The sequence below is a fragment of the Mycobacterium sp. PDNC021 genome (assembly GCF_048282635.1).
Lineage (GTDB): Bacteria > Actinomycetota > Actinomycetes > Mycobacteriales > Mycobacteriaceae > Mycobacterium > Mycobacterium llatzerense.
In genome coordinates, this window is sequence record NZ_CP182502.1 from 4,066,881 (window position 1) to 4,085,051 (window position 18,171).

General features: G+C 65.3%; 20 protein-coding genes and 1 pseudogene. 8 read left to right on the forward strand and 13 right to left on the reverse strand.

The genetic code is table 11. The features are described 5' to 3' along the window. Positions 1–66: 66 nt before the first annotated feature. A complete protein-coding gene (gene pyrH / locus ACNO8X_RS19400; RefSeq protein ID WP_418002317.1) occupies positions 67–822 on the reverse strand; it encodes a UMP kinase in 756 nt (251 codons plus the stop codon). A gap of 114 nt (positions 823–936) precedes the next feature. After that, positions 937–1,635 (reverse strand): class I SAM-dependent methyltransferase, encoded by a 699-nt coding sequence (locus ACNO8X_RS19405; protein ID WP_418002318.1) that lies wholly within the window; start codon positions 1,633–1,635, stop codon positions 937–939. A 45-nt stretch (positions 1,636–1,680) separates the two neighbouring features. Here ACNO8X_RS19405 and ACNO8X_RS19410 point away from each other — a divergent pair, with 45 nt between their 5' ends. Then, positions 1,681–2,106, forward strand: coding sequence for a MarR family winged helix-turn-helix transcriptional regulator (locus tag ACNO8X_RS19410; protein WP_418002319.1), 426 nt, complete (start codon positions 1,681–1,683; stop codon positions 2,104–2,106). A gap of 6 nt (positions 2,107–2,112) precedes the next feature. On the opposite strand, the gene ACNO8X_RS19415 is transcribed toward ACNO8X_RS19410, so the two are convergent. The 4 genes from ACNO8X_RS19415 to ACNO8X_RS19430 all read right to left on the reverse strand — a co-directional run bounded on the left by ACNO8X_RS19415 (position 2,113) and on the right by ACNO8X_RS19430 (position 5,965). Then, positions 2,113–2,562, reverse strand: a complete 450-nt coding sequence (locus ACNO8X_RS19415) for a DUF350 domain-containing protein (protein WP_418002320.1) — start codon at positions 2,560–2,562, stop codon at positions 2,113–2,115. A gap of 19 nt (positions 2,563–2,581) precedes the next feature. Next, positions 2,582–3,745, reverse strand: a complete 1,164-nt coding sequence (locus ACNO8X_RS19420; RefSeq protein WP_418002321.1) for a glutathionylspermidine synthase family protein — start codon at positions 3,743–3,745, stop codon at positions 2,582–2,584. After that, on the reverse strand, positions 3,745–4,350 hold the full coding sequence (locus ACNO8X_RS19425) for a hypothetical protein (protein WP_418005962.1): 606 nt from the start codon (positions 4,348–4,350) through the stop codon (positions 3,745–3,747). The genes ACNO8X_RS19420 and ACNO8X_RS19425 overlap by 1 nt, the downstream gene beginning before the upstream one ends. A gap of 208 nt (positions 4,351–4,558) precedes the next feature. Next, positions 4,559–5,965, reverse strand: a complete 1,407-nt coding sequence (locus tag ACNO8X_RS19430; protein WP_418002322.1) for an amidase — start codon at positions 5,963–5,965, stop codon at positions 4,559–4,561. A gap of 289 nt (positions 5,966–6,254) precedes the next feature. Here ACNO8X_RS19430 and ACNO8X_RS19435 point away from each other — a divergent pair, with 289 nt between their 5' ends. Beyond that, positions 6,255–7,988 (forward strand): purine-cytosine permease family protein, encoded by a 1,734-nt coding sequence (locus ACNO8X_RS19435; RefSeq protein WP_418002323.1) that lies wholly within the window; start codon positions 6,255–6,257, stop codon positions 7,986–7,988. Between the two features lie 50 nt (positions 7,989–8,038). On the opposite strand, the gene ACNO8X_RS19440 is transcribed toward ACNO8X_RS19435, so the two are convergent. Further along, positions 8,039–9,133, reverse strand: coding sequence for a substrate-binding domain-containing protein (locus ACNO8X_RS19440; RefSeq protein ID WP_418002324.1), 1,095 nt, complete (start codon positions 9,131–9,133; stop codon positions 8,039–8,041). A gap of 157 nt (positions 9,134–9,290) precedes the next feature. On the opposite strand from ACNO8X_RS19440, the gene ACNO8X_RS19445 reads away from it, so the two are divergent. Next, positions 9,291–9,749 (forward strand): MarR family winged helix-turn-helix transcriptional regulator, encoded by a 459-nt coding sequence (locus ACNO8X_RS19445; protein ID WP_418002325.1) that lies wholly within the window; start codon positions 9,291–9,293, stop codon positions 9,747–9,749. Positions 9,750–9,810: 61 nt separating this feature from the next. Here the strand turns inward: ACNO8X_RS19445 and fmdA are convergent, their stop codons facing one another. Next, positions 9,811–11,064 carry a formamidase gene (gene fmdA / locus ACNO8X_RS19450; protein ID WP_043393610.1) on the reverse strand — a complete coding sequence of 418 codons (1,254 nt, stop codon included), beginning with the start codon at positions 11,062–11,064 and terminating at the stop codon, positions 9,811–9,813. Between the two features lie 126 nt (positions 11,065–11,190). On the opposite strand from fmdA, the gene ACNO8X_RS19455 reads away from it, so the two are divergent. Beyond that, on the forward strand, positions 11,191–11,475 hold the full coding sequence (locus ACNO8X_RS19455) for an FmdB family zinc ribbon protein (RefSeq protein ID WP_418002326.1): 285 nt from the start codon (positions 11,191–11,193) through the stop codon (positions 11,473–11,475). Positions 11,476–11,565: 90 nt separating this feature from the next. On the opposite strand, the gene tsf is transcribed toward ACNO8X_RS19455, so the two are convergent. After that, positions 11,566–12,381: a translation elongation factor Ts gene (gene tsf / locus ACNO8X_RS19460; protein WP_043393608.1), complete on the reverse strand. Its 816-nt coding sequence runs from the start codon at positions 12,379–12,381 to the stop codon at positions 11,566–11,568. 1 nt (position 12,382) lies between these two features. Beyond that, positions 12,383–13,204, reverse strand: a complete 822-nt coding sequence (rpsB, locus tag ACNO8X_RS19465) for a 30S ribosomal protein S2 (RefSeq protein WP_418002327.1) — start codon at positions 13,202–13,204, stop codon at positions 12,383–12,385. 286 nt (positions 13,205–13,490) lie between these two features. Here rpsB and ACNO8X_RS19470 point away from each other — a divergent pair, with 286 nt between their 5' ends. After that, on the forward strand, positions 13,491–13,985 hold the full coding sequence (locus ACNO8X_RS19470) for a M23 family metallopeptidase (protein WP_418002328.1): 495 nt from the start codon (positions 13,491–13,493) through the stop codon (positions 13,983–13,985). Between the two features lie 56 nt (positions 13,986–14,041). On the opposite strand, the gene ACNO8X_RS19475 is transcribed toward ACNO8X_RS19470, so the two are convergent. Then, entirely contained in the window at positions 14,042–14,938 is an 897-nt protein-coding gene (locus tag ACNO8X_RS19475; protein WP_418002329.1) for a tyrosine recombinase XerC, read from the reverse strand. Positions 14,939–15,006: 68 nt separating this feature from the next. Further along, positions 15,007–15,147, reverse strand: a pseudogene (locus ACNO8X_RS19480) (alpha-hydroxy-acid oxidizing protein); the annotation flags it as partial. Between the two features lie 253 nt (positions 15,148–15,400). On the opposite strand from ACNO8X_RS19480, the gene ACNO8X_RS19485 reads away from it, so the two are divergent. Beyond that, positions 15,401–16,027, forward strand: coding sequence for a hypothetical protein (locus tag ACNO8X_RS19485; RefSeq protein ID WP_418002330.1), 627 nt, complete (start codon positions 15,401–15,403; stop codon positions 16,025–16,027). Between the two features lie 259 nt (positions 16,028–16,286). Here ACNO8X_RS19485 and ACNO8X_RS19490 read toward each other — a convergent pair whose 3' ends face one another. Beyond that, positions 16,287–17,060 (reverse strand): hypothetical protein, encoded by a 774-nt coding sequence (locus tag ACNO8X_RS19490; protein ID WP_418002331.1) that lies wholly within the window; start codon positions 17,058–17,060, stop codon positions 16,287–16,289. Between ACNO8X_RS19490 and ACNO8X_RS19495 the strand changes: the two genes are divergently transcribed. Beyond that, positions 17,059–17,181 carry a hypothetical protein gene (locus ACNO8X_RS19495; RefSeq protein ID WP_418002332.1) on the forward strand — a complete coding sequence of 41 codons (123 nt, stop codon included), beginning with the start codon at positions 17,059–17,061 and terminating at the stop codon, positions 17,179–17,181. The genes ACNO8X_RS19490 and ACNO8X_RS19495 overlap by 2 nt on opposite strands. Positions 17,182–17,411: 230 nt before the next feature. Beyond that, on the forward strand, positions 17,412–18,152 hold the full coding sequence (locus tag ACNO8X_RS19500) for a hypothetical protein (RefSeq protein ID WP_418002333.1): 741 nt from the start codon (positions 17,412–17,414) through the stop codon (positions 18,150–18,152). Positions 18,153–18,171: the final 19 nt, after the last annotated feature.

The following is an 18,171-nucleotide window of genomic DNA, read 5'->3' on the forward strand; positions in this document are numbered from 1 at the left end:
CATCTTCTCCCGTCGCTACCGCTCGCCCCGGACATCTTCGCCCGTGCCTCGCCCGGCCACCCAGCCCTAGCTGGAGACCAGCGTTCCGATCTTCTCACCCGCGACCGCGCGCGCGATGTTGCCTTCGGTCAGCAGATTGAAGACCAGCATCGGCATGCCATTGTCCATGCACAGGCTGAACGCGGTGGCATCGGCGACCTTGAGGTCGCGTTCCAACACCTCGCGATGGGTGATGCTGGTGATCATCTGGGCGTCGGGCACCTGGCGCGGGTCCGCGGTGAACACACCGTCGACGGCCTTGGCCATCAGGACGACCTCGGCACCGATCTCCAGCGCGCGCTGCGCGGCGGTGGTGTCGGTGGAGAAGTACGGCAGGCCCATGCCGGCGCCGAAGATGACCACGCGACCCTTCTCCAGGTGCCGGCGTGCGCGCAGCGGGATGTACGGCTCGGCGACCTGCCCCATGGTGATGGCGGTCTGCACGCGGGTGTCGATGCCTTCCTTCTGCAGGAAGTCCTGCAGCGCAAGGCTGTTCATCACGGTGCCGAGCATGCCCATGTAGTCGCTGCGGGTGCGCTCCATACCGCGCTGCTGCAACTGCGCACCGCGGAAGAAGTTGCCGCCACCGATGACGACCGCAACCTGGGCGCCGGCCCGGACCACCTCGGCGATCTGCCGGGCGACCAGAGCGACGACATCGGGGTCCAGACCCACCGCACCGCCACCGAACATCTCGCCACCGAGCTTGAGCAGCACCCGCTGATAAGCCGGCCGGATCAAACCCTGGCCACCGTTGTCTGCCTCGTTGTCTGGGCTGGCCATCAGACTCCTTCGGTCCCCACACGTCACAGCTGCCCCCGCGATCGGCAGCGGCTCCATCCTGCCTCATGACGATCGGGCCGGAGGCAAGGAGGGTGGAACCCGACGGCGTGCGGACTAACCCAGGTGCGCCTGCAACAACCACGCGCGAACCGGTTTGAGTCCGCTCGGCTCGTCCCTCACGTCGAGAGCGGCGAAGCCTGCGCCGGGTGCCGAGTCGGCGCCGGGCGCCGCGAAGCCCGCCGGCATGTTGCCGTGAATACGGGCCGGGGAGATGTCGTCGATCACCCAGTACTTGCCGACGACATCGCGCAGCTCGTCCTCGGTCACCGGGTTGGCCGGGCCGGCGGGCATGCCGCCGCGGTCGAAGACGAGGACGATGTAGGTGGCGCCAGGCGCGGCTGCCCGCACGATCGAGCGCTGGTAGCCGTCGCGGAGCTCGACGGGCATGGAGTGGAACAGCGTGCTGTCGATGATGGTGTCGAAGCGGCCGTCGTATCCGGTGAAGTCACTGATGTCGGCGACCTCGAAGCTGGCGCTGTGCGCGCCGCGCCGGGCGGCTTCGTCGCGGGCCAGTTCGATGGCGGTGGCCGACTGGTCCAGGCCGACCGTGGTGAAGCCGCGCTCGGCCAGGTAGATCGCGGTGGCGGCCTCGCCGCAGCCGGCATCGAGTACTTCGCCGTGCACCTTGCCCGCTTCGATCAGCGCGGCGATCTCGGGTTGTGGCGTTCCGATGCTCCATGGTGGCCGGGCGCCCATCTCGGGAGCCTCGCCGCGGTACGCGCTTTCGAACATGGCATCAGTCGGTCTGGTCATACCTCCGGTTTATCAATGCTGTTGATATATGTCAATATAGTTGACATGTTCGAAGGTGAAGACGCTCCCCTGGGCTATCTGCTCAACCGAGTCGCCAGTGCGCTGCGCGCCGAGATCACCACCAATGTTCTTGACCCGCTTGGCCTGACGTTCCCGCAGTTCGTCTGCCTGCGGATGGTGGACAACCGCCCCGGCATGTCCAACGCCGAGATGGCACGGTTCGTCGGGGTATCGCCACAGGCGATGAACATCGTGGTGCGTGCGCTGCAGGACCGCGAGCTGATCACCCGGCCGTCGACCGTCGCCGCCGGACGGTCCCGGCCCACCGAACTGACCCGGTCCGGCCGCACCCTGCTGGGCAAGACCGTCGCCGGAATCCGCGCAGCCGAGGACGCCCTGCTGGCCGACCTGAGCCCGACCCAGCGCCGGCAGTTCCGCGACACGCTGACCAGCCTGGTACCGCCCGAATAGCGGCGATCAGAGAATCGCGGCAGCGACGATCAGGCCGAACGCCAGATACGAGGCCGCCACATCGAGCACGACCGGGGAGAACTTCTCCTCGTGGAGCATCTCGCCGATGTCGAGACCCTTGACGGCGCCGATCAGGCGCACCGAAAGTGCCTGCGCGGCAATGCCGACGAGGCCGAAGACCACGGTCTTGATCAGGCCGCTCGCCAGGTCACCCGACGAGCTGTAGATGGCGAGCACCACGATGAAGGCCATCGACACCACGCCAGAGGCGGCCACCGCCGCGGCGTTGGGCCGGCCGGTGCGCACCAGTTCACGCAGCGGCCCCGGCGTGGTCCAGTCGATCACGAAGAAGCCGAGGATCATCAGCGCACCGCCGACGATCGCGTACAGCGCGATCGCCGATGCGCCATGCCCGACGATCGACCAGTAGTCGTTGCCAAGTGCGGTGAGGGTCATGAAGTTCGTTTCCTTCCGGTCACTGCGGGATGCGATGGGGCACAAAGGCTGCGCCGTTGTCGGTGACCAGACCCGAGGTCTCTCGGATACCGAGTCCAGCCGATTCGTCGCCGACGATCCACGCGCCCAACGCGGGGCGCATGTCGTCGAATTGCGGTAGTGGGTCGAGCAACTGGTAGACGTAGCCCTCTTCGCCGTACACGCCGCCGGTCTGCGTTTCGTATCCGGCGCCGACGATCGTGACGTTCGCGCCCTCACGCCCCAGCTTGGGCTTGCGGACGTATTCGGTCAGCTCATGCGGGTCATCGATGTACGCCGGCAACAGATTCGGGTGCCCCGGGTACATCTCCCACAACACCGCCAGGATGGCCTTGTTGCTCAGCAGCGACTTCCACAGCGGCTCGATCCACATGGTCTCGGGCAGGGATTCGGCTGCGTACTTGCCGAATTCGTCATCGAGGACCCATTCCCAGGGATAGAGCTTGAACAGCGTCGTGATCGGCGCCTCTTCCAGGTCGACGAACCGATTCAGATCCCTGTCCCAGCCCAGTTGCTCGATGGCCAGGCCCACGGTGTGCAGTCCGGCCTCGGCGGCGCACTCCTGCAGGTAGGCCAGCGTCACGTTGTCCTCGCCGCTGGTGTCGGCCGACGACCAGGTGAAGTGGGCTTCGCTGCCGGGCAACTGATCCTGGATCTCCTTCCACCGTTCCACCAGTTTCTCGTGCAGCGAGTTCCACTGGTCGTCGGCGGGAAAGACGTCGGTCTTCCAGTACCACTGCAGGATCGCGGCTTCGAGCAGCGACGTCGGGGTATCGGCGTTGTACTCCAGCAGCACCGGCGGCCGACTGCCGTCGTAGCGCAGATCGAAGCGGCCGTACAGGTGCGGATCGCTACGCCGCCAAGACTTTTCGATGTGCGGCCAGCTCCACTCCGGCAACCCGAAGTCGCGGTAGCGCTCGGTCAGCACGATGTTCTCTACGGCTTCCAGGCACATCGAGTGCAGCACCTCGACCGAGGCCTCGATCGAGAGCACCTCGTCCATGTCGAACACGTAATGCACCGACTCGTCCCAGTATGGGCGGGCATTACCGTGCGCATCGGTGGCAGGGGTGTCGAAGCACATGCCCTGACCGGCAATGATCTGCTGCCACCCCGGCCGCGGGGCGTGACGTTCGCGCCGCATCAGCTTCCGGAGCTTCCGTGGCTCGACGAACCGAAGCCGCCGCGCGACACCGATGAGCCGGACTTCGAGATGGAGGTGCCGGATTTCGTGGTGGCCGTAGTGCCTTTCGGCAGAGTCAGGGTGCCCCCGCGCGCGATGCTGCCGACGCCACTGTTGGAGCCGCCGTAGTAGTAGCGGTACGGCGATCCCATATACAAGAACGTGCTGCCGCCGCCGTAGTTCGTGCCGCTGCTGCAGTAACTGTCCGGCACCACTTCGTTGCTGCCGTCCTTGACGCATGACGCGCTGATCTGATCGTCGCGGTGGAAGATCGCATAGCCGGCGGCGACGACAGCCACCACACCGACGCCGACCGCCGAACCGATCAGGACTTTCTTGCCGGTGGCCGCGCGCTTGCGGGCCTTCTCGGCCTTCACCCGCTCGATCTCTTCTTCGGCTTCGCGCGCCTTCTGCGCCTTGTCTCGGGCCCGTGCCTCGCCGATGGTCGGCTGCCTCGGCTTGGCAGTGGCCGGGTCCTGCCAGCGGACCGAACCCTGGGGATCTTCCGGTAGCGGACTCGGCTGAAATGCCGGAGTCGGATTCGGCGTGGGATCGGCCGGCGGCATGCTCGGTCCGGCCCCCGGGACGGGGTCGGGCCCAGTACCTGGCGCCGACGCTTTCCACGGCTGCCTCTGCGCCCCATCCTCGGGCCCGACAGTCATGCACACCCCCAATTGACGCAACCTGTGAGACAGCATAAGGCTGGCTGGCCGGCGAGGCGGCCGTTGGCGCTGCTTCCTTACTGCAAAAGTAGCCGCCGTCCGCCGCGCACGGTCAGCGCGCCGCGAGCGACGGCCATCCGATCTCCCGCTCGAGCTCGAAAGCCAAGGCCAGCAGCGTGGCCTCCTGCCCCGCTGCCGCGCCGAACATCATGCCGACGGGCAATCCGGAGGCGGACTGGGTCAGTGGCAGCGAAACCGCCGGCGCTCCGCTGGCATTCTGCAGCGGCGTGAAGCCGACCCAGTCGATCAGTCGCGAGATGATCTGGTCGTAGTCGGCGGTCGGGTCCAGGTGTCCGATCGGCGGCGTGACCTCGCTGAGGGTCGGGGTCAGCACCACGTCATAGTCTCGGGCCAGCCGCGCCGGGATGCGCCGCGACGCGGCCAGCCGGGCGATGGCGGCCGGCACCCGATGCAGGTTGCGGGCCGCCTTCCGTTCCAGCCCCAGGGTCAGGTTGTCCAGCTTGGCGCGGTCGAAGCTGGGCCCGAAGGTGTGTTTTCCGCCGCGGACCAAAGCGAAGGCCAGGAAGGCCCAATACAAGAGGAAGTCGTCGCGGAACCGCTCCGGCGCCGGGTTGCCGATCTCGGTGACCCGGTGGCCGAGCTGTTCCAACCGGGCCGCGGTCTGCATGGTCAGCTCCCGGATCTCGGGGCTGGCGTCGCGGCCGATCGAGCTGGTGCACACGGCGATGCGTAGCCGGCGCTGCCCGGGCGCGGTGACGTCGCCGATCGCCGGCAGTTTCGGGTTCCGGTAGACGCGCTCGGCCTCCCGGTAGAACGCCGCGGTATCCCGGACACTGCGGGTCAGGACACCATTGGCGACGATCTGCAACGGCATCCGGGTCTCGCGGTCCAGCGGCAGCCGGCCACGCGTGGGCTTGAGACCGACCAATCCGTTGCAGGAAGCCGGAATTCGGATGGAACCGCCACCGTCGTTCGCGTGCGCGATGGGCACCACGCCGGCCGCGACGAAGGCGCCCGACCCGGACGACGACGCGCCCGCAGTCACCGCGGTGTCCCACGGATTGCGCACCGGGCCGAGACGAGGGTGCTCCGCCGAGGCGCTGAAGCCGAACTCCGACAACTGCGACTTGCCGAGCGCCACCAGCCCTGTCGACAGATACAGGCGCGCCCAATCCCCGTCCGCCGGCATCGGCCTGGGCGTCCACGCGTCGGCGCCTTGCATGGTCGGCCAGCCGCGGACCGCGACGTTGTCCTTGATGAACGTCGGCACACCGTCGAAGAAGCCTCCGAACGGTCGTGGTGCGCTTGCCTTCTCGACTGCCTGCTCGAACGCTTCGTACGACATGCCACCCAGTTCGGGCTGCGCCTTCTCGGTACGGGCGATCGCCGCCTGCACCACCTCGACCGCCGACACCGCACCGCCGCGGATCGCGTCGGCGACACCGACCGCGTCGAGGTCACCGAGGGCGTCGTCACCGAATGTGCTGATGCGTGTCATAGCACCCACGGTACCAAGCAGTACCGCCAGTCTGCCTTACCCCCAGATTTCACGTTGTGAGTCCGGACACCGACTTCACGCACCATTGAACGCGCTGCGTAAACGCCTAGTTTCCCCGGCGTAACTTTCCATTTGAACTAGTGCCATATGGAAGTAATTGGTGTTAGCTTTCGTCCGACCCGGCTGCTACAGGTCGCGGACCGGTCCGGTCATCGGCGCCCGCATTCGACCTGTTTGCCTGATGCCTTGCAGCACTGGCGATTACGACGGATTCGACAGGACATGCTTCATGACTACCGAGCAATCCATAGACGAAGTTCAGGACCATCCGATAGCCGGGGCGCGCGTCGGCCCGTGGTCCCGCCTCGCCACCTGGGCAAGCCAAGACAACATCGAGGACTTCTCACTTCGCTACGCGCCCAAGTCTTTTCGTAAATGGTCACCGATGGCGTGTGCCGTGGCCGCCCTGGGCGGCATCGCCTATCTCGCGGACTACTCCATCGGGGCCTCGATCGCCGTCACCCACGGTGCGGCCAACGCAGTCGTCGCGATCCTGGTTGCCGCCGTCACCATCTTTCTGACCGGCATCCCGATCGCCTACTACGCCGCCAAATACAACATCGACATGGATTTGCTCACTCGCGGAGCCGGTTTCGGGTACTTCGGTTCGACCCTGACCAGCCTCATCTACGCCAGCTTCTGCTTCATCTTCTTTGCGCTCGAGGGCGCGATCATGGCGCAGGCGATGAGATTGGCGTTCGGCCTTCCACTGGCGGTCGGCTACATCATCGGCTCGCTGATCATCATTCCGCTCGTGCTCTACGGCATGACAGCGCTGGCGAAGTTTCAACTCTGGACCCAGCCGTTGTGGCTGATCCTGTTCGTCGCTCCGATCGCCTTCATCGCGACCGCGGATCCCGCAGGCTTCCACGGGTTCCTGAGCTGGGCAGGCAATGGCGGTAGTGAGCAGGTGACCGCTATCGGAGTCGGTGCGGGTGCCGGCGTGGCACTGTCGCTCATCGCCCAGATCGGTGAGCAGGTCGACTATCTGCGCTTCATGCCCGAGAAGTCGGAAACACCGCCACTGCGATGGTGGGGCGCGGTCCTCGCGGCCGGACCCGGCTGGGTGATCCTCGGTGCGGCCAAACAGATTTGCGGCGCCTTCCTGGCCTTCTACGTCGCGGGCAAGGTCGGATTCGCCGCCGCGACAGAACCCATCGAGCAGTTCCTCGGCGGGTTCGGTTCGGTCATCCACAGCGACGTCGCCGCCCTCGCACTGGCGACGCTGATGGTGTTGCTGTCCCAGGTGAAGATCAATGTCACCAACGCATACTCGGGCTCGTTGTCGTGGTCGAACTTCTTCAGCCGGGTTCTGCACGTGCACCCAGGCCGGGTGGTGTACCTCGGTCTGCACATCGCCATCGCGCTGGCGCTCATGCTCAGCGACATGTTCACCGTGCTCAACACCATCCTGGGGTTCTACTCCAACGTCGCGATCGCCTGGGTCGGCGCGATCGTCGCCGACCTGGTGATCAACAAGCCGCTGCTCAAGCTCAGCCCGTCCTACGTCGAATTCAAGCGTGCCTATCTCTACAGCATCAATCCGGTCGGATTCGTCTCCATGCTGGTGGGTTCGGTGTTCTCGATCATGGCCTTCTATCACGCTTTCGGTGATTTCCTCGCGGCCTGGTCGCCGTACCTGGCACTGACGTTGGCGTTCGTGCTCTCCCCGGTGATCTGTATCGCGACCAAGGGCAAGTACTACCTGGCGCGGCGCAATCCGCTTCGCGAGGAGATCGAGAAGGAGCCGCTGTGGGCGGGCCAGACACTGCTGGACGTGGTCGACCAGAAGCGGTACGAGCTGCCGGATATGGTGCACGACTGTCCTTTTCATCACGGCACCGTGTCCTCGCTGACCTGCACCCTGACCAAGGACTGCCATGACATGTGCAAGAAGGAGGAATACGACGATTCGGTGAGCGTGGATCTACTGAAAACCGCCACGACACCACAGTCGAGCTGATGAACCGTCATGACCCCGCCCGCTTGGCCGGACGGGGTCATGACCGTCGGTCATGGAGTCAGCTCGACGATCACGTTGAATTCGAGTTCGTCGGCGCTGGCGAGGTACACCGGTTGACGGGTATGAGCACCACGCATGACCACCTCACCGCGCGGCCCCTGGTACGCGACATTGGAGCGCGCCCGGTCGATCGCGGCCACCTCCAGGCTGCGGGCCGTCTGCGCCAACGCCGTCAGCAACAACAGTCCCTCATAACAGGATTCACCGATGTTGTTCAACGCCGGGGCCGCGCCGCCGAACCGCTGTTGATAGTGCGAGCCGAACCCCATGTTCACCTCGGTGGGCAGGCTCTCGAAATAGCCGCATGCCGTGTACAGGCCGGTGGTAGCCCCACGTCCGCTGGCGCACAACACGTCCTCACCGATCATCAGCGACAGGCGGACGACACTCTGGTCCAGACCAGCTCTGGCGAACGCGCGATTGAATGCCGCGTTGTCCGCACCCACCATCAACACCAACACACCGTCGGCCTCCGAGCTGCGGATGACGTCGAGCATCGGCCGAAAATCCCGCCCGCCCAAGGGAACGAAGGCTTCACCGACGAATTCGAAGCCCGATCGCCACATGTACTCCTTGGTCACTCGGGCTGTCTGCCGGGGCCAGATGTAATCGTTTCCGACGATGCACCAGCGTTTCAGCCCGAGGTGCTCGCGCAACCACGTCAACGCCGGAAACAGTTGCTGCTCTGGGGTTTCCCCCACCATGTACACACCGTCGGTGCTCTCCCCGCCCTCATAGAAGGTGGTGTACACATAGGGCACCCGTCCGGCCGTCTGCGGGGTGATGACCCGCCGCGCATTCGACAGGTGCCACCCCACCACGGCGTCGATCCGCTCCTGGGCAACCAGGCGGCCCAGCTCGTCGGCCAGATCACTCAATGGCGCCCCGGCATCGACCGGATGAATCCGGACCGGCCGGTCCAGGATGCCGCCGGCCGCGTTGATGTCCTCGGCGGCCAGCTCGGCGCTTGCCTCGCACGAAGGTCCGAACATCCCGGCCGGCCCGCTCAACGGCACCACGAGCGCGATATCGACCACATCCCGGTCGGCGCGCACGGGAATCGTCGCAAAACTCGGATCCACCATCACCTCACCTCGGGACACCGACCCAGCTACGCCACACCGATCGCGACGACCACGACGTCCATCGCCCGGGTGACCAGAATTCATTTGAACATACCTGCCGATCAGCGCTGTTTCACGGCGAGACGACAGCTCCGATCGCGGTAGGCTGGGCGCCACCATGGACATCAAGCCCAGCGGCCGTGCCGACACCATCGAGGAACTCGCTCGATTGGTGAAGTCGGTCGCCTTCGAACTCGACCGCGTCGTGACCGAGCAGCTGGCCGGTTTGACGGTGCGTCAGTGGCACGTGCTGGCCGCGCTCGAGGGCGGTGTCGGAAAGCCGATGACCGCGTTGGCCGAGGCGACATTGTTGCCCGGACCCAGTCTGACGCGGCTCGTCGACGGGATGGTCGACGACAATCTGGTGCTGCGCAAGGCCGATGTGGTGGATCGCCGACGGGTGTTGGTCTACCAGACCCGCCGGGGCGGTTCGTTGTACCGCCAGATTCGCGAGCGGCTGGGCAAGTCCGAGCAGCTGACCGCGCTGTGCACGGCAAGCTCACTGCCGGCAGACACGCTGACCGAACTCTTGAGCGCCCTACAGGTGCCGGCCTGCCCAGCGGATCTCCGCGGCTGACTGAACCCACCAAACAGCCAGTCCCCCAAGCAAATCGAGGAACTGGCTGTCGGCTGCGGGATCAAAAGCTGGCGTGCGGCGCGCCCATACCGGGATCGATCTGGTACGGCCCGGACGCCGACGGCGCCACCGGGAAGTCGAAGATGGCCGTCGGGATGTACACCGTCGCACAGGAATTCGGGATGTCCACCACTCCGGAGAGCCGCCCCTCGATAGGGGCGGACCCGAGCAGCAGATAGGCCTGCTCCGGGCTGTACCCGAATTTCGTGAGGTAGTCGATCGCGTGCAGACAGGCGCGCTGGTAAGCCAGATCCGAGTCGAGGTACTTCTGCTCGCCATCGAGTGTCACCGAGGTGCCGGAGAAGGCGAGCCATTCCGAGTACTGCGGGTCGGTGTTGCCCGGCATGAATATTGCGTTCTCATGCACGCCGTAGGTGTCCATGCCCCCCTTGATCAGATCGACGTGCAGGTCCATGAACCCGCCCATCTCAATGGCCCCACAGAACGTGATCTCGCCGTCGCCCTGCGAGAAGTGCAGATCGCCGAACGACAGGTTCGCACCGGGGACGAACACCGGATAGAACACCCGGCTGCCCTTGGTGAGGTTCTTGATGTCCTGGTTTCCGCCGTTCTCGCGCGGTGGCGCAGTACGGGCCGCCTCGGCGGCCGCTTTGGCGAAGGCGTCGCCCTGCAACGAACCGAGGATCGCGTCCTGCGGCTCGGGTGGCAATGCCAGCGGCGGCACGCGGTCGGGATCGGTGGCGATCAACGCACCCTCGCGGGCATTCCACTTGGCCAGCAGGGCCGCCGACGGTGCGGTGCCCATCAGGCCGGGATGCACGATGCCGGTGTACTTCACCCGGGGCACGTGCCGTGAGGTCGCCGTCTGGCCGGAGAAGTCCCAAATCGCCTTGTAGGCATCGGGGAACTGATCTGTGAGGAATCCGCCACCGTTCTGTTTGGCGAAGATGCCGGTGTACCCCCAGCCCTGTCCCGCCAGCGGCCCCGAGTCTTCCTGCGGAATCGGGCCGACGTCGAGGATGTCGACGATCAGCAGGTCACCCGGTTCGGCGCCCTCGATCGCGAACGGTCCGGACAGGCAGTGCACGCCCTTGAGCGGGGCGTTGAGGATGTCCTCGGCGGAGTCGTCATTGCGGATGGCGCCGTCGAACCACTCCCGGCAATGCGCCCGGAAGCTGTCCCCCGGCTTGACGGTGACCGCCGGCGGGATGTCCGGGTGCCATCGGTTGTGGCCGACGAGCTGTTGGTCGGTGAACTTCTTCGTTGAATCCAAGGGGAACAGCAGTTCCGGCACGGTGACCCTCCTAGCGACACAAACACTTGCTTCCGAATGGAAGTATTCAATAGTGAGGGTGTCTCGTCTGCGGTTCGGGCAAGTTACATCCGGATGACGTTGACGCAGAGGGCTTATGGTGTCGTTGTGCCTACCTACTTATTCCGGTGTGGACAGGGTTGCCCGGACTTCACCGAACAGCATCCGATGGCCGTCGTGCCCGACGACGTCCCCTGCCCGAGCTGCCGCAGCCAGGCCAAACGCCGAATCGGAGCGCCGGCGCTAGGTGCCGGCAGCTCGCCGGGGATGCGGATCCAGGACGCCACCCGCGCCACGGCCGACCGCCCCGGTGTCGTCGGAAGCCTGCCTGCGAGCCGCCGTCGCGCGCCGGTGACCGCGAATCCGTTGCATCGCAAGCTCCCCCGGCCCTGACCCGGACAAAGCAAAACCCCGCGCACTCCGGGATCGCCGGGTTTGTGCGCGGGGTTTTGTCAGAGAGCAACGGGTGGGCTGCTCAAGTTCTTACTGCTGGCCGACCTCGAACCGCACGAAGCGGGTCACGGTGACGCCGGCCTCGTCCAGCAGCGCCTTCACGGTCTTCTTGTTGTCGGACACCGACGGCTGGTCCAGCAGCACGACGTCCTTGTAGAAGCCGGTGACGCGGCCTTCGACGATCTTCGACAGCGCGGCCTCGGGCTTGCCCTCTTCCTTGGCGGTCTCCTCGGCGATGCGACGCTCGTTGGCGACCAGGTCGGCGGGCACGTCCTCACGAGTGAGGTACTTGGCCTTCAGCGCGGCGATCTGCAGCGCGACGGCGTGAGCGGCCTCTTCCGAAGCACCGTTGTACTCGACCAGCACGCCCACGGCCGGCGGCAGATCCGCGGCACGCTTGTGCAGGTAGGTCTCGACGGTGCCGTCGAAGTAGGCGGCACGACGCAGTTCTAGCTTCTCGCCGATCTTCGCGGACAGGTCCGCGACCAGCTGCTCGACGGTGGTGCCGTCGACGGTGGCGGCCTTGAGGGTCTCCACGTCGTTGGCCTTGGCCGCGACAGCAGCGGTGAGGATCTGATCCGCGAGAGCCTGGAATTCGGCGTTCTTGGCGACGAAGTCAGTCTCGGAGTTCAGCTCGATCAGGGCGCCGTCCTTGGCGGCGACCAGGCCCTCGGCGGTGGCGCGCTCCGCGCGCTTGCCGACGTCCTTGGCACCCTTGATGCGCAGCACCTCGACGGCCTTGTCGAAGTCACCCTCGGTCTCAACCAGTGCGTTCTTGCAGTCGAGCATGCCGGAGCCGGTGAGCTCCCGCAGTCGCTTTACGTCAGCAGCGGTGTAGTTAGCCATCTCAGCTTTCTGTGGTGGTGGTTTCGGTGGCGGCTTCCGGAGAAGACGCGGTCTCGGTTCCTGTCGTAGCTCCGGCGAGCAGTTCCTGCTCCCACTCGGCGAGCGGCTCGGCGCCTTCGGCCTCGGTCTTGGCACCCGAGCGGGCCTGCAGACCCTCGGCAACCGCGGAAGCGATCACCTTGGTCAGCAGCGCTGCGCTGCGGATGGCGTCGTCGTTACCCGGGATCGGGTAGTTGACCTGGTCGGGGTCGCAGTTGGTGTCCAGGATCGCGAGGACCGGGATACCGAGCTTGATGGCCTCACTGACGGCCAGGTGCTCCTTGTTGGTGTCGACGACCCAGATGGCCGACGGAACCTTCTGCATGTCCCGAATACCGCCGAGGCTGCGCTCGAGCTTGTTCTTCTCACGCGTCAGCATGAGGATTTCCTTCTTGGTGCGACCCTCGAAGCCACCGGTCTGCTCCATCGACTCGAGTTCCTTCAGGCGCTGCAGGCGCTTGTGGACGGTCGAGAAGTTGGTGAGCATGCCGCCCAGCCAGCGCTGGTTCACGTAGGGCATGCCGACTCGGGTGGCCTCGTCAGCGATGGACTCCTGGGCCTGCTTCTTGGTACCGACGAAGAGCACGGTGCCGCCGTGGGCGACGGTCTCCTTGACGAACTCGTACGCCTTGTCGATGTAGGTCAGCGTCTGCTGCAGGTCGATGATGTAGATGCCGTTGCGGTCGGTGAAGATGAACCGCTTCATCTTGGGGTTCCAGCGTCGGGTCTGGTGCCCGAAGTGCGCGCCGCTATCCAGCAGCTGCCGCATGGTCACTACGGCCATGGTTGTGCCTCACTTGTTTCGGTTGTCGTCCGGTATCGGGTGATGCCGGACCCTGACGCCTGCTGCGTGCCGGACCCAACTCGGTTGTCCGAGGTGGGACCGCCCGGCATGCGATTGCGACCCGAGATCGAGCCGCTGTGCAGGCGCGCGAAGTCAACCCACGAATGCGGATTGCAGGGGGAAGTTTACACGCTTTGCAGGGTGCTCTTGTCCACAGAGCGCTGGTTATCCACAGATCGGGGTTCTCGGGCTACCGAAGCCGGCGCCGACGCGCTGAACTGGGGTGATGCGCATCGTCCTGCTGGTGGTGATCGCCGCGGTCTGCTCGACCGGCGTGGCGCACGCCACCGACGGCCGACTGGACTGGCCGTTGCGGCCGCGGCCGGCCGTCGTGCGCACATTCGACGCACCGCAACCCAATTGGCAGCGCGGGCATCGCGGCGTCGACCTGGCTGGTTCGGCCGGTCAGCCGGTGTATGCCGCAGCTCCCGGCACGGTGGTGTTCGCCGGGGAGCTCGCGGGCCGGCCTGTGGTGTCGGTCGCGCATCCCGGCGGGCTGCGCACCAGCTATGAGCCGGTGCGTGCCGCGGTACGTCCCGGCGCCGTCGTCGCCGCCGGTAGTGCCCTCGGCACGCTGGTGGCCGGGCATCCCGGCTGCAGCAGTTGCCTGCACTGGGGCGCGATGTGGGGCGCGTCGTCCGATGCCGACTACGTCGATCCCCTCGGCCTGCTCGCCACCACCCCGATCCGGCTCAAGCCCCTCACCTCACCTCGAACATGAGCTTGTGTGCCAAAAATTGCGAAAATTTCGCACACAAGCTCAGCTTCGGCGGGGAGTTACGCCCGGGGATGGGCCTGATCGTGCACGGCACGCAACCGGGCCACCGTCACGTGCGTGTAGAGCTGAGTGGTCGCGAGCGACGAATGCCCCAGCAGCTCCTGAACCACGCGCAGGTCGGCGCCGCCCTCGAGGAGATGGGTGGCCGCGCTGTGGCGGAGGCCGTGCGGCCCGATGTCCGGGGCACCGTCCACTGCCGAGATCGTCTGGTGCACGACGGTCCGCGCCTGGCGCGGGTCGAGGCGACGCCCCCGCGCCCCGAGGAGCAGCGCCGGGCCGGAGATCGCGACCGCCAGCGCGGGGCGACCGTCGGACAGCCAGGCCCGTAGCGCGTGAAAGGCCGGCTCACCGAAAGGCACGGTGCGCTGCTTGTCCCCCTTGCCCAGGACGCGCAGCACGCGGCGGCTCTGGTCGACGTCGTCGATGTCCAGGCCGCACAGCTCGCTGACGCGGATACCGGTGGCGTACAGCATCTCGACGATCAGCCGGTCCCGCAGGGCCATCGGATCACCTTGCTCCGCACCGGAATTCGCTGCGGACATGGCATCGACGGCCTGGTCTTGACGGAGGACGGCGGGCAGGGAACGACGGGCCTTGGGGGTTTGCAGTCGCACCGCCGGGTCGGTCTCGAGCAGGCCGCGTCGCACCGCCCAGGCGGTGAAGGTCTTCACCGCCGATGTCCGACGGGACAGCGTGGTCCGGGCCGCGCCGTTGCCGGCCTGTTCGGCGAGCCACGACCGCAGTGTCATCAGGTCCAGGTCGCCGATGGTCGCGTCGTCGCCGAGGAATTCCCCCAACGACCGCAGGTCGCCGAGGTAGGCGCGGCGGGTGTGCTCGGAACGGCCGCATTCGAGTTCGAGGTACTGGTCGAACTCCGAGAGGACCGTCTGGTGCACTCCCCTACGGTCCCAGAACCGCCACCCCAGCGCCTGTCGCGCCACCCCTCAGTGGCCGAGCTGTGACCTCAGACGTCGACGCGGCGCAGCGCGTCCGGGGTCAAGTCCGCCAGTGAGCGGTAACCGTCGATGGCCATGGTCAGGTCGGTCTCGGCCAGCAAGGACCGCAGCACATGCACGACGCCGGCCGTGCCGGCCAGTGCCATGCCTCGGCGAGTTCAACTTCAACGACTGGCTCATCGAGAGTCTGCAGGTCGGGCTAGTAAAGCGTGTTGATGAAGATGAATAGGTTTCTGCCCCAACACTTTTAGCGCATCCAAATCCCGAAGCCGGGTAGGGTCATGGCCTTGTCTACGATCGTTCGCGGCCCACATCTAATTTCCCGAGCTCGACGACATACCAAATTGGAGATGCTGACCGCCAAGGTCGTAGGTGTCAGTGCCGACTGGGACACTTGCAGACGTGGCACCAAGTGACAACGTGTGGTCGGACGGCAGCGAGAGCGGTCTTGGCAATTCCTTCGGCGCTGTGGAGGAATACATCCGCGAGCACTCGAAGAACTGGGGTCAGCGTGCGCTGCTGTTACCGCACGGATCAGTGCGTGGCGAGGCCTACCACCAGCGCTACAGCTCCAACAAGAACATCGGACTCGCGCGCGGCAAGCAACCAGAGCGTGGCGGCCCAGTCGTCGCGGTTGACCCGCCGCTAAAGCTGCTGGAACTCGGACTGCGAGTGGCAGAGGGACAGCTGTTCGGCGTCGTAACAGCCCACCCGCATGAGGTTGCCGGATGGGTAGCAGCGACAAGGGCTCTGGATGCTGCAACCGGCGTGCGGCACCCAGGCGTACCGGACGACATAGCCGATGCGCTGAATGACCTGCATCGCGCGGGATACAACGGCTACGCGCGCCAGCGTGAAAGATTCTTCGCTGCAAAGTACTACCCGCCGATCGACATCCTGATGAACGCCGGGTACGACGTGGATTTTGTGAAGAGCTACCTTGTCGCACTTGGGAAGTCGGCGGATAGCGTCGAGCACATCGACAAGCTCTATGTCCCACCGTCTGGACGACCGCGCACAACGCGATGAAGGGGCCGCACGTGACAGCCGACCAGATCGACGACGAAGACGTGACCGTCGAGGCGGTCTACCGAAACCCCCGCCGGGCGCACCGGCTGCACATGGCGCGAGCAATCGCGCTGAGCGCCGAGCTGCGGAGCGTCAGCTCCGACAGCACAAGCGCCGCAAGTAGCAGCTACGGGTTCCGGCCAGTGGTCGAACGACGCGCTCGCCGTATAGCGGAGCATCCAGGTGATCTACCCACCCCCAAGATGGGCCAGATCAACGCCTATGGGACCGATACATCGACGAAGAAGGGGACGCCATCCCCGTCACCTGCGGCCCATCCATGTGCTCCTGCTGGTACTTGTCCCGCAGATCGGGCCGCGCTTATGAACTGCTGAACAGCTGCAGACATCTTGCGCAGGCTGGCGGTGATCAACACCTGCTTGCCCGACGTTAACGTCATTCTGCCCACTGTTCTCGTGTATCTCATCTTCACCATCGGCGCGTCGCTATCGCCGAGCAACACGTGATATTCGAGATGCAGCAGCTCGTAAGGCGACTTGACGAAGATGATTGGTTGACGGTCCTTGGGTCGGCTTTCGGCGAATGCGGGACCGAATGTGGTGGACGGCGTGCAGATGCGCGCGGCGTAGTGCCAGCCCGGTGCCAACGGCGCGGTCGGCGTATATCGCGTGATCAAGGAGTCTTCGCCTGGCTTCAGATACTTTTGTGCGACGGGTTGGGTGAGTGCTAATCGCCAGACATTTGATTCGTGCAGGCTCAGTTTCATCGTGCCCATCATCGCGCGCGCTCCGAGGTAAACATCGTCCTTAGTCGCTGCGCCTATCACCTCCCATGTCGCCGATCGCGGGCCATTGGGATGACCCGATGCCCACCGAATCGTTCCTGGCTTGGAGAGCACCAGCGCGTCAGCGGACTTTTCGAGCATGCGGTACTCGGCGCGGCCACTCATCGAGTCGTTCTCCTTATGTGCCTCACAGTTCGACGTTGCCTGATCGTCCCATTCGGGTATGACAGCTGCGATAATCAAACGCATGTTCGAAGCGTCGGAGGATATCGACGGCTATTCGACGCTGTTTCGCTGTGACCGGCCGGCGATCGTCAACACGAGCTGGTTGCCACCATCGGGCACTCGCCGCGACAAGCTGGCCATGTGAATCAAATCCGGGGGGGCCTGCGCGTCGACTACGAGACGCCCGCACGACAAATCGCCTGGGTCAGGCGAGGTGATGGCTCGTGGATCGCGGTCGTTGAACTCACCGCCCGCAGCGGCAATCAGCGTTCGTCGCTGACTGCGACGCTGTGGCTGCCTCCCAACGCGATCAGGGCGGAATCGCGGCCGCACGGCGATCAGCGCGCCACTTGACGGGCGGTACTGTCTGCGAGCGTGACCTCGTCTGACGAACGGCATTATCGACGCCGGGCCAGTGACTACGTCCGACCAGCTATCCCGCTGCGGCTGGACGGCACCACGTCGTGGGACGCAAAAACCGGATGGGAGAACGTAGAAGTTCTTGAAGGTCTGCCGCTTGGTTCAGAATTCAGTGTCGAGGTTGTGCCCGAGCCGGGGAATCCCCATGACCACACGGCGCTCGCGTTGGACGTTGATGGCGTCCGTGTGGGTTACCTGCCTGCGGCCTTTTCAGCGAGACTCTTTCCAGCAGTGGTCGAAGCCAATAGAGCCGGGTTCATCATCTCGGCGTCGGCGAAGACCCGCACCGACCGCTCACTGCTCAAGCTTCTGGTTCGTTTCTCGGAGGGCGCGGACCTGAGGGCGTGGTTACGCCTCCCGCCAGAGGTTCGGGGTACCACGTTCTTCGAGTTCGACTGGATCAAACCTGGCCGCCAGTTCGCCCACCAAGATCAGATTTCAGCGGCTGTCGGAGATGCCGATGAGTCGCAACTATTTGATTGCGAATTCGTACCCGCCGATGACCAGGGGCGTCTAGGTGCCGACATGTATGTCCAGGGAAACCACGTCGGGCAGCTCGCGCGTTACGAGGGTGGCAGCCGGGTCGGACTCGCACGATTTGCACGATGGCCCGACAACGTCGCGATCAAAGTTCTTGTGCCGCATGCCGATGGCACCTGGCCACGATCAACACAGCCATTCACCTGGAAGACTTAACGCCCCTGGCCCGAGGCAG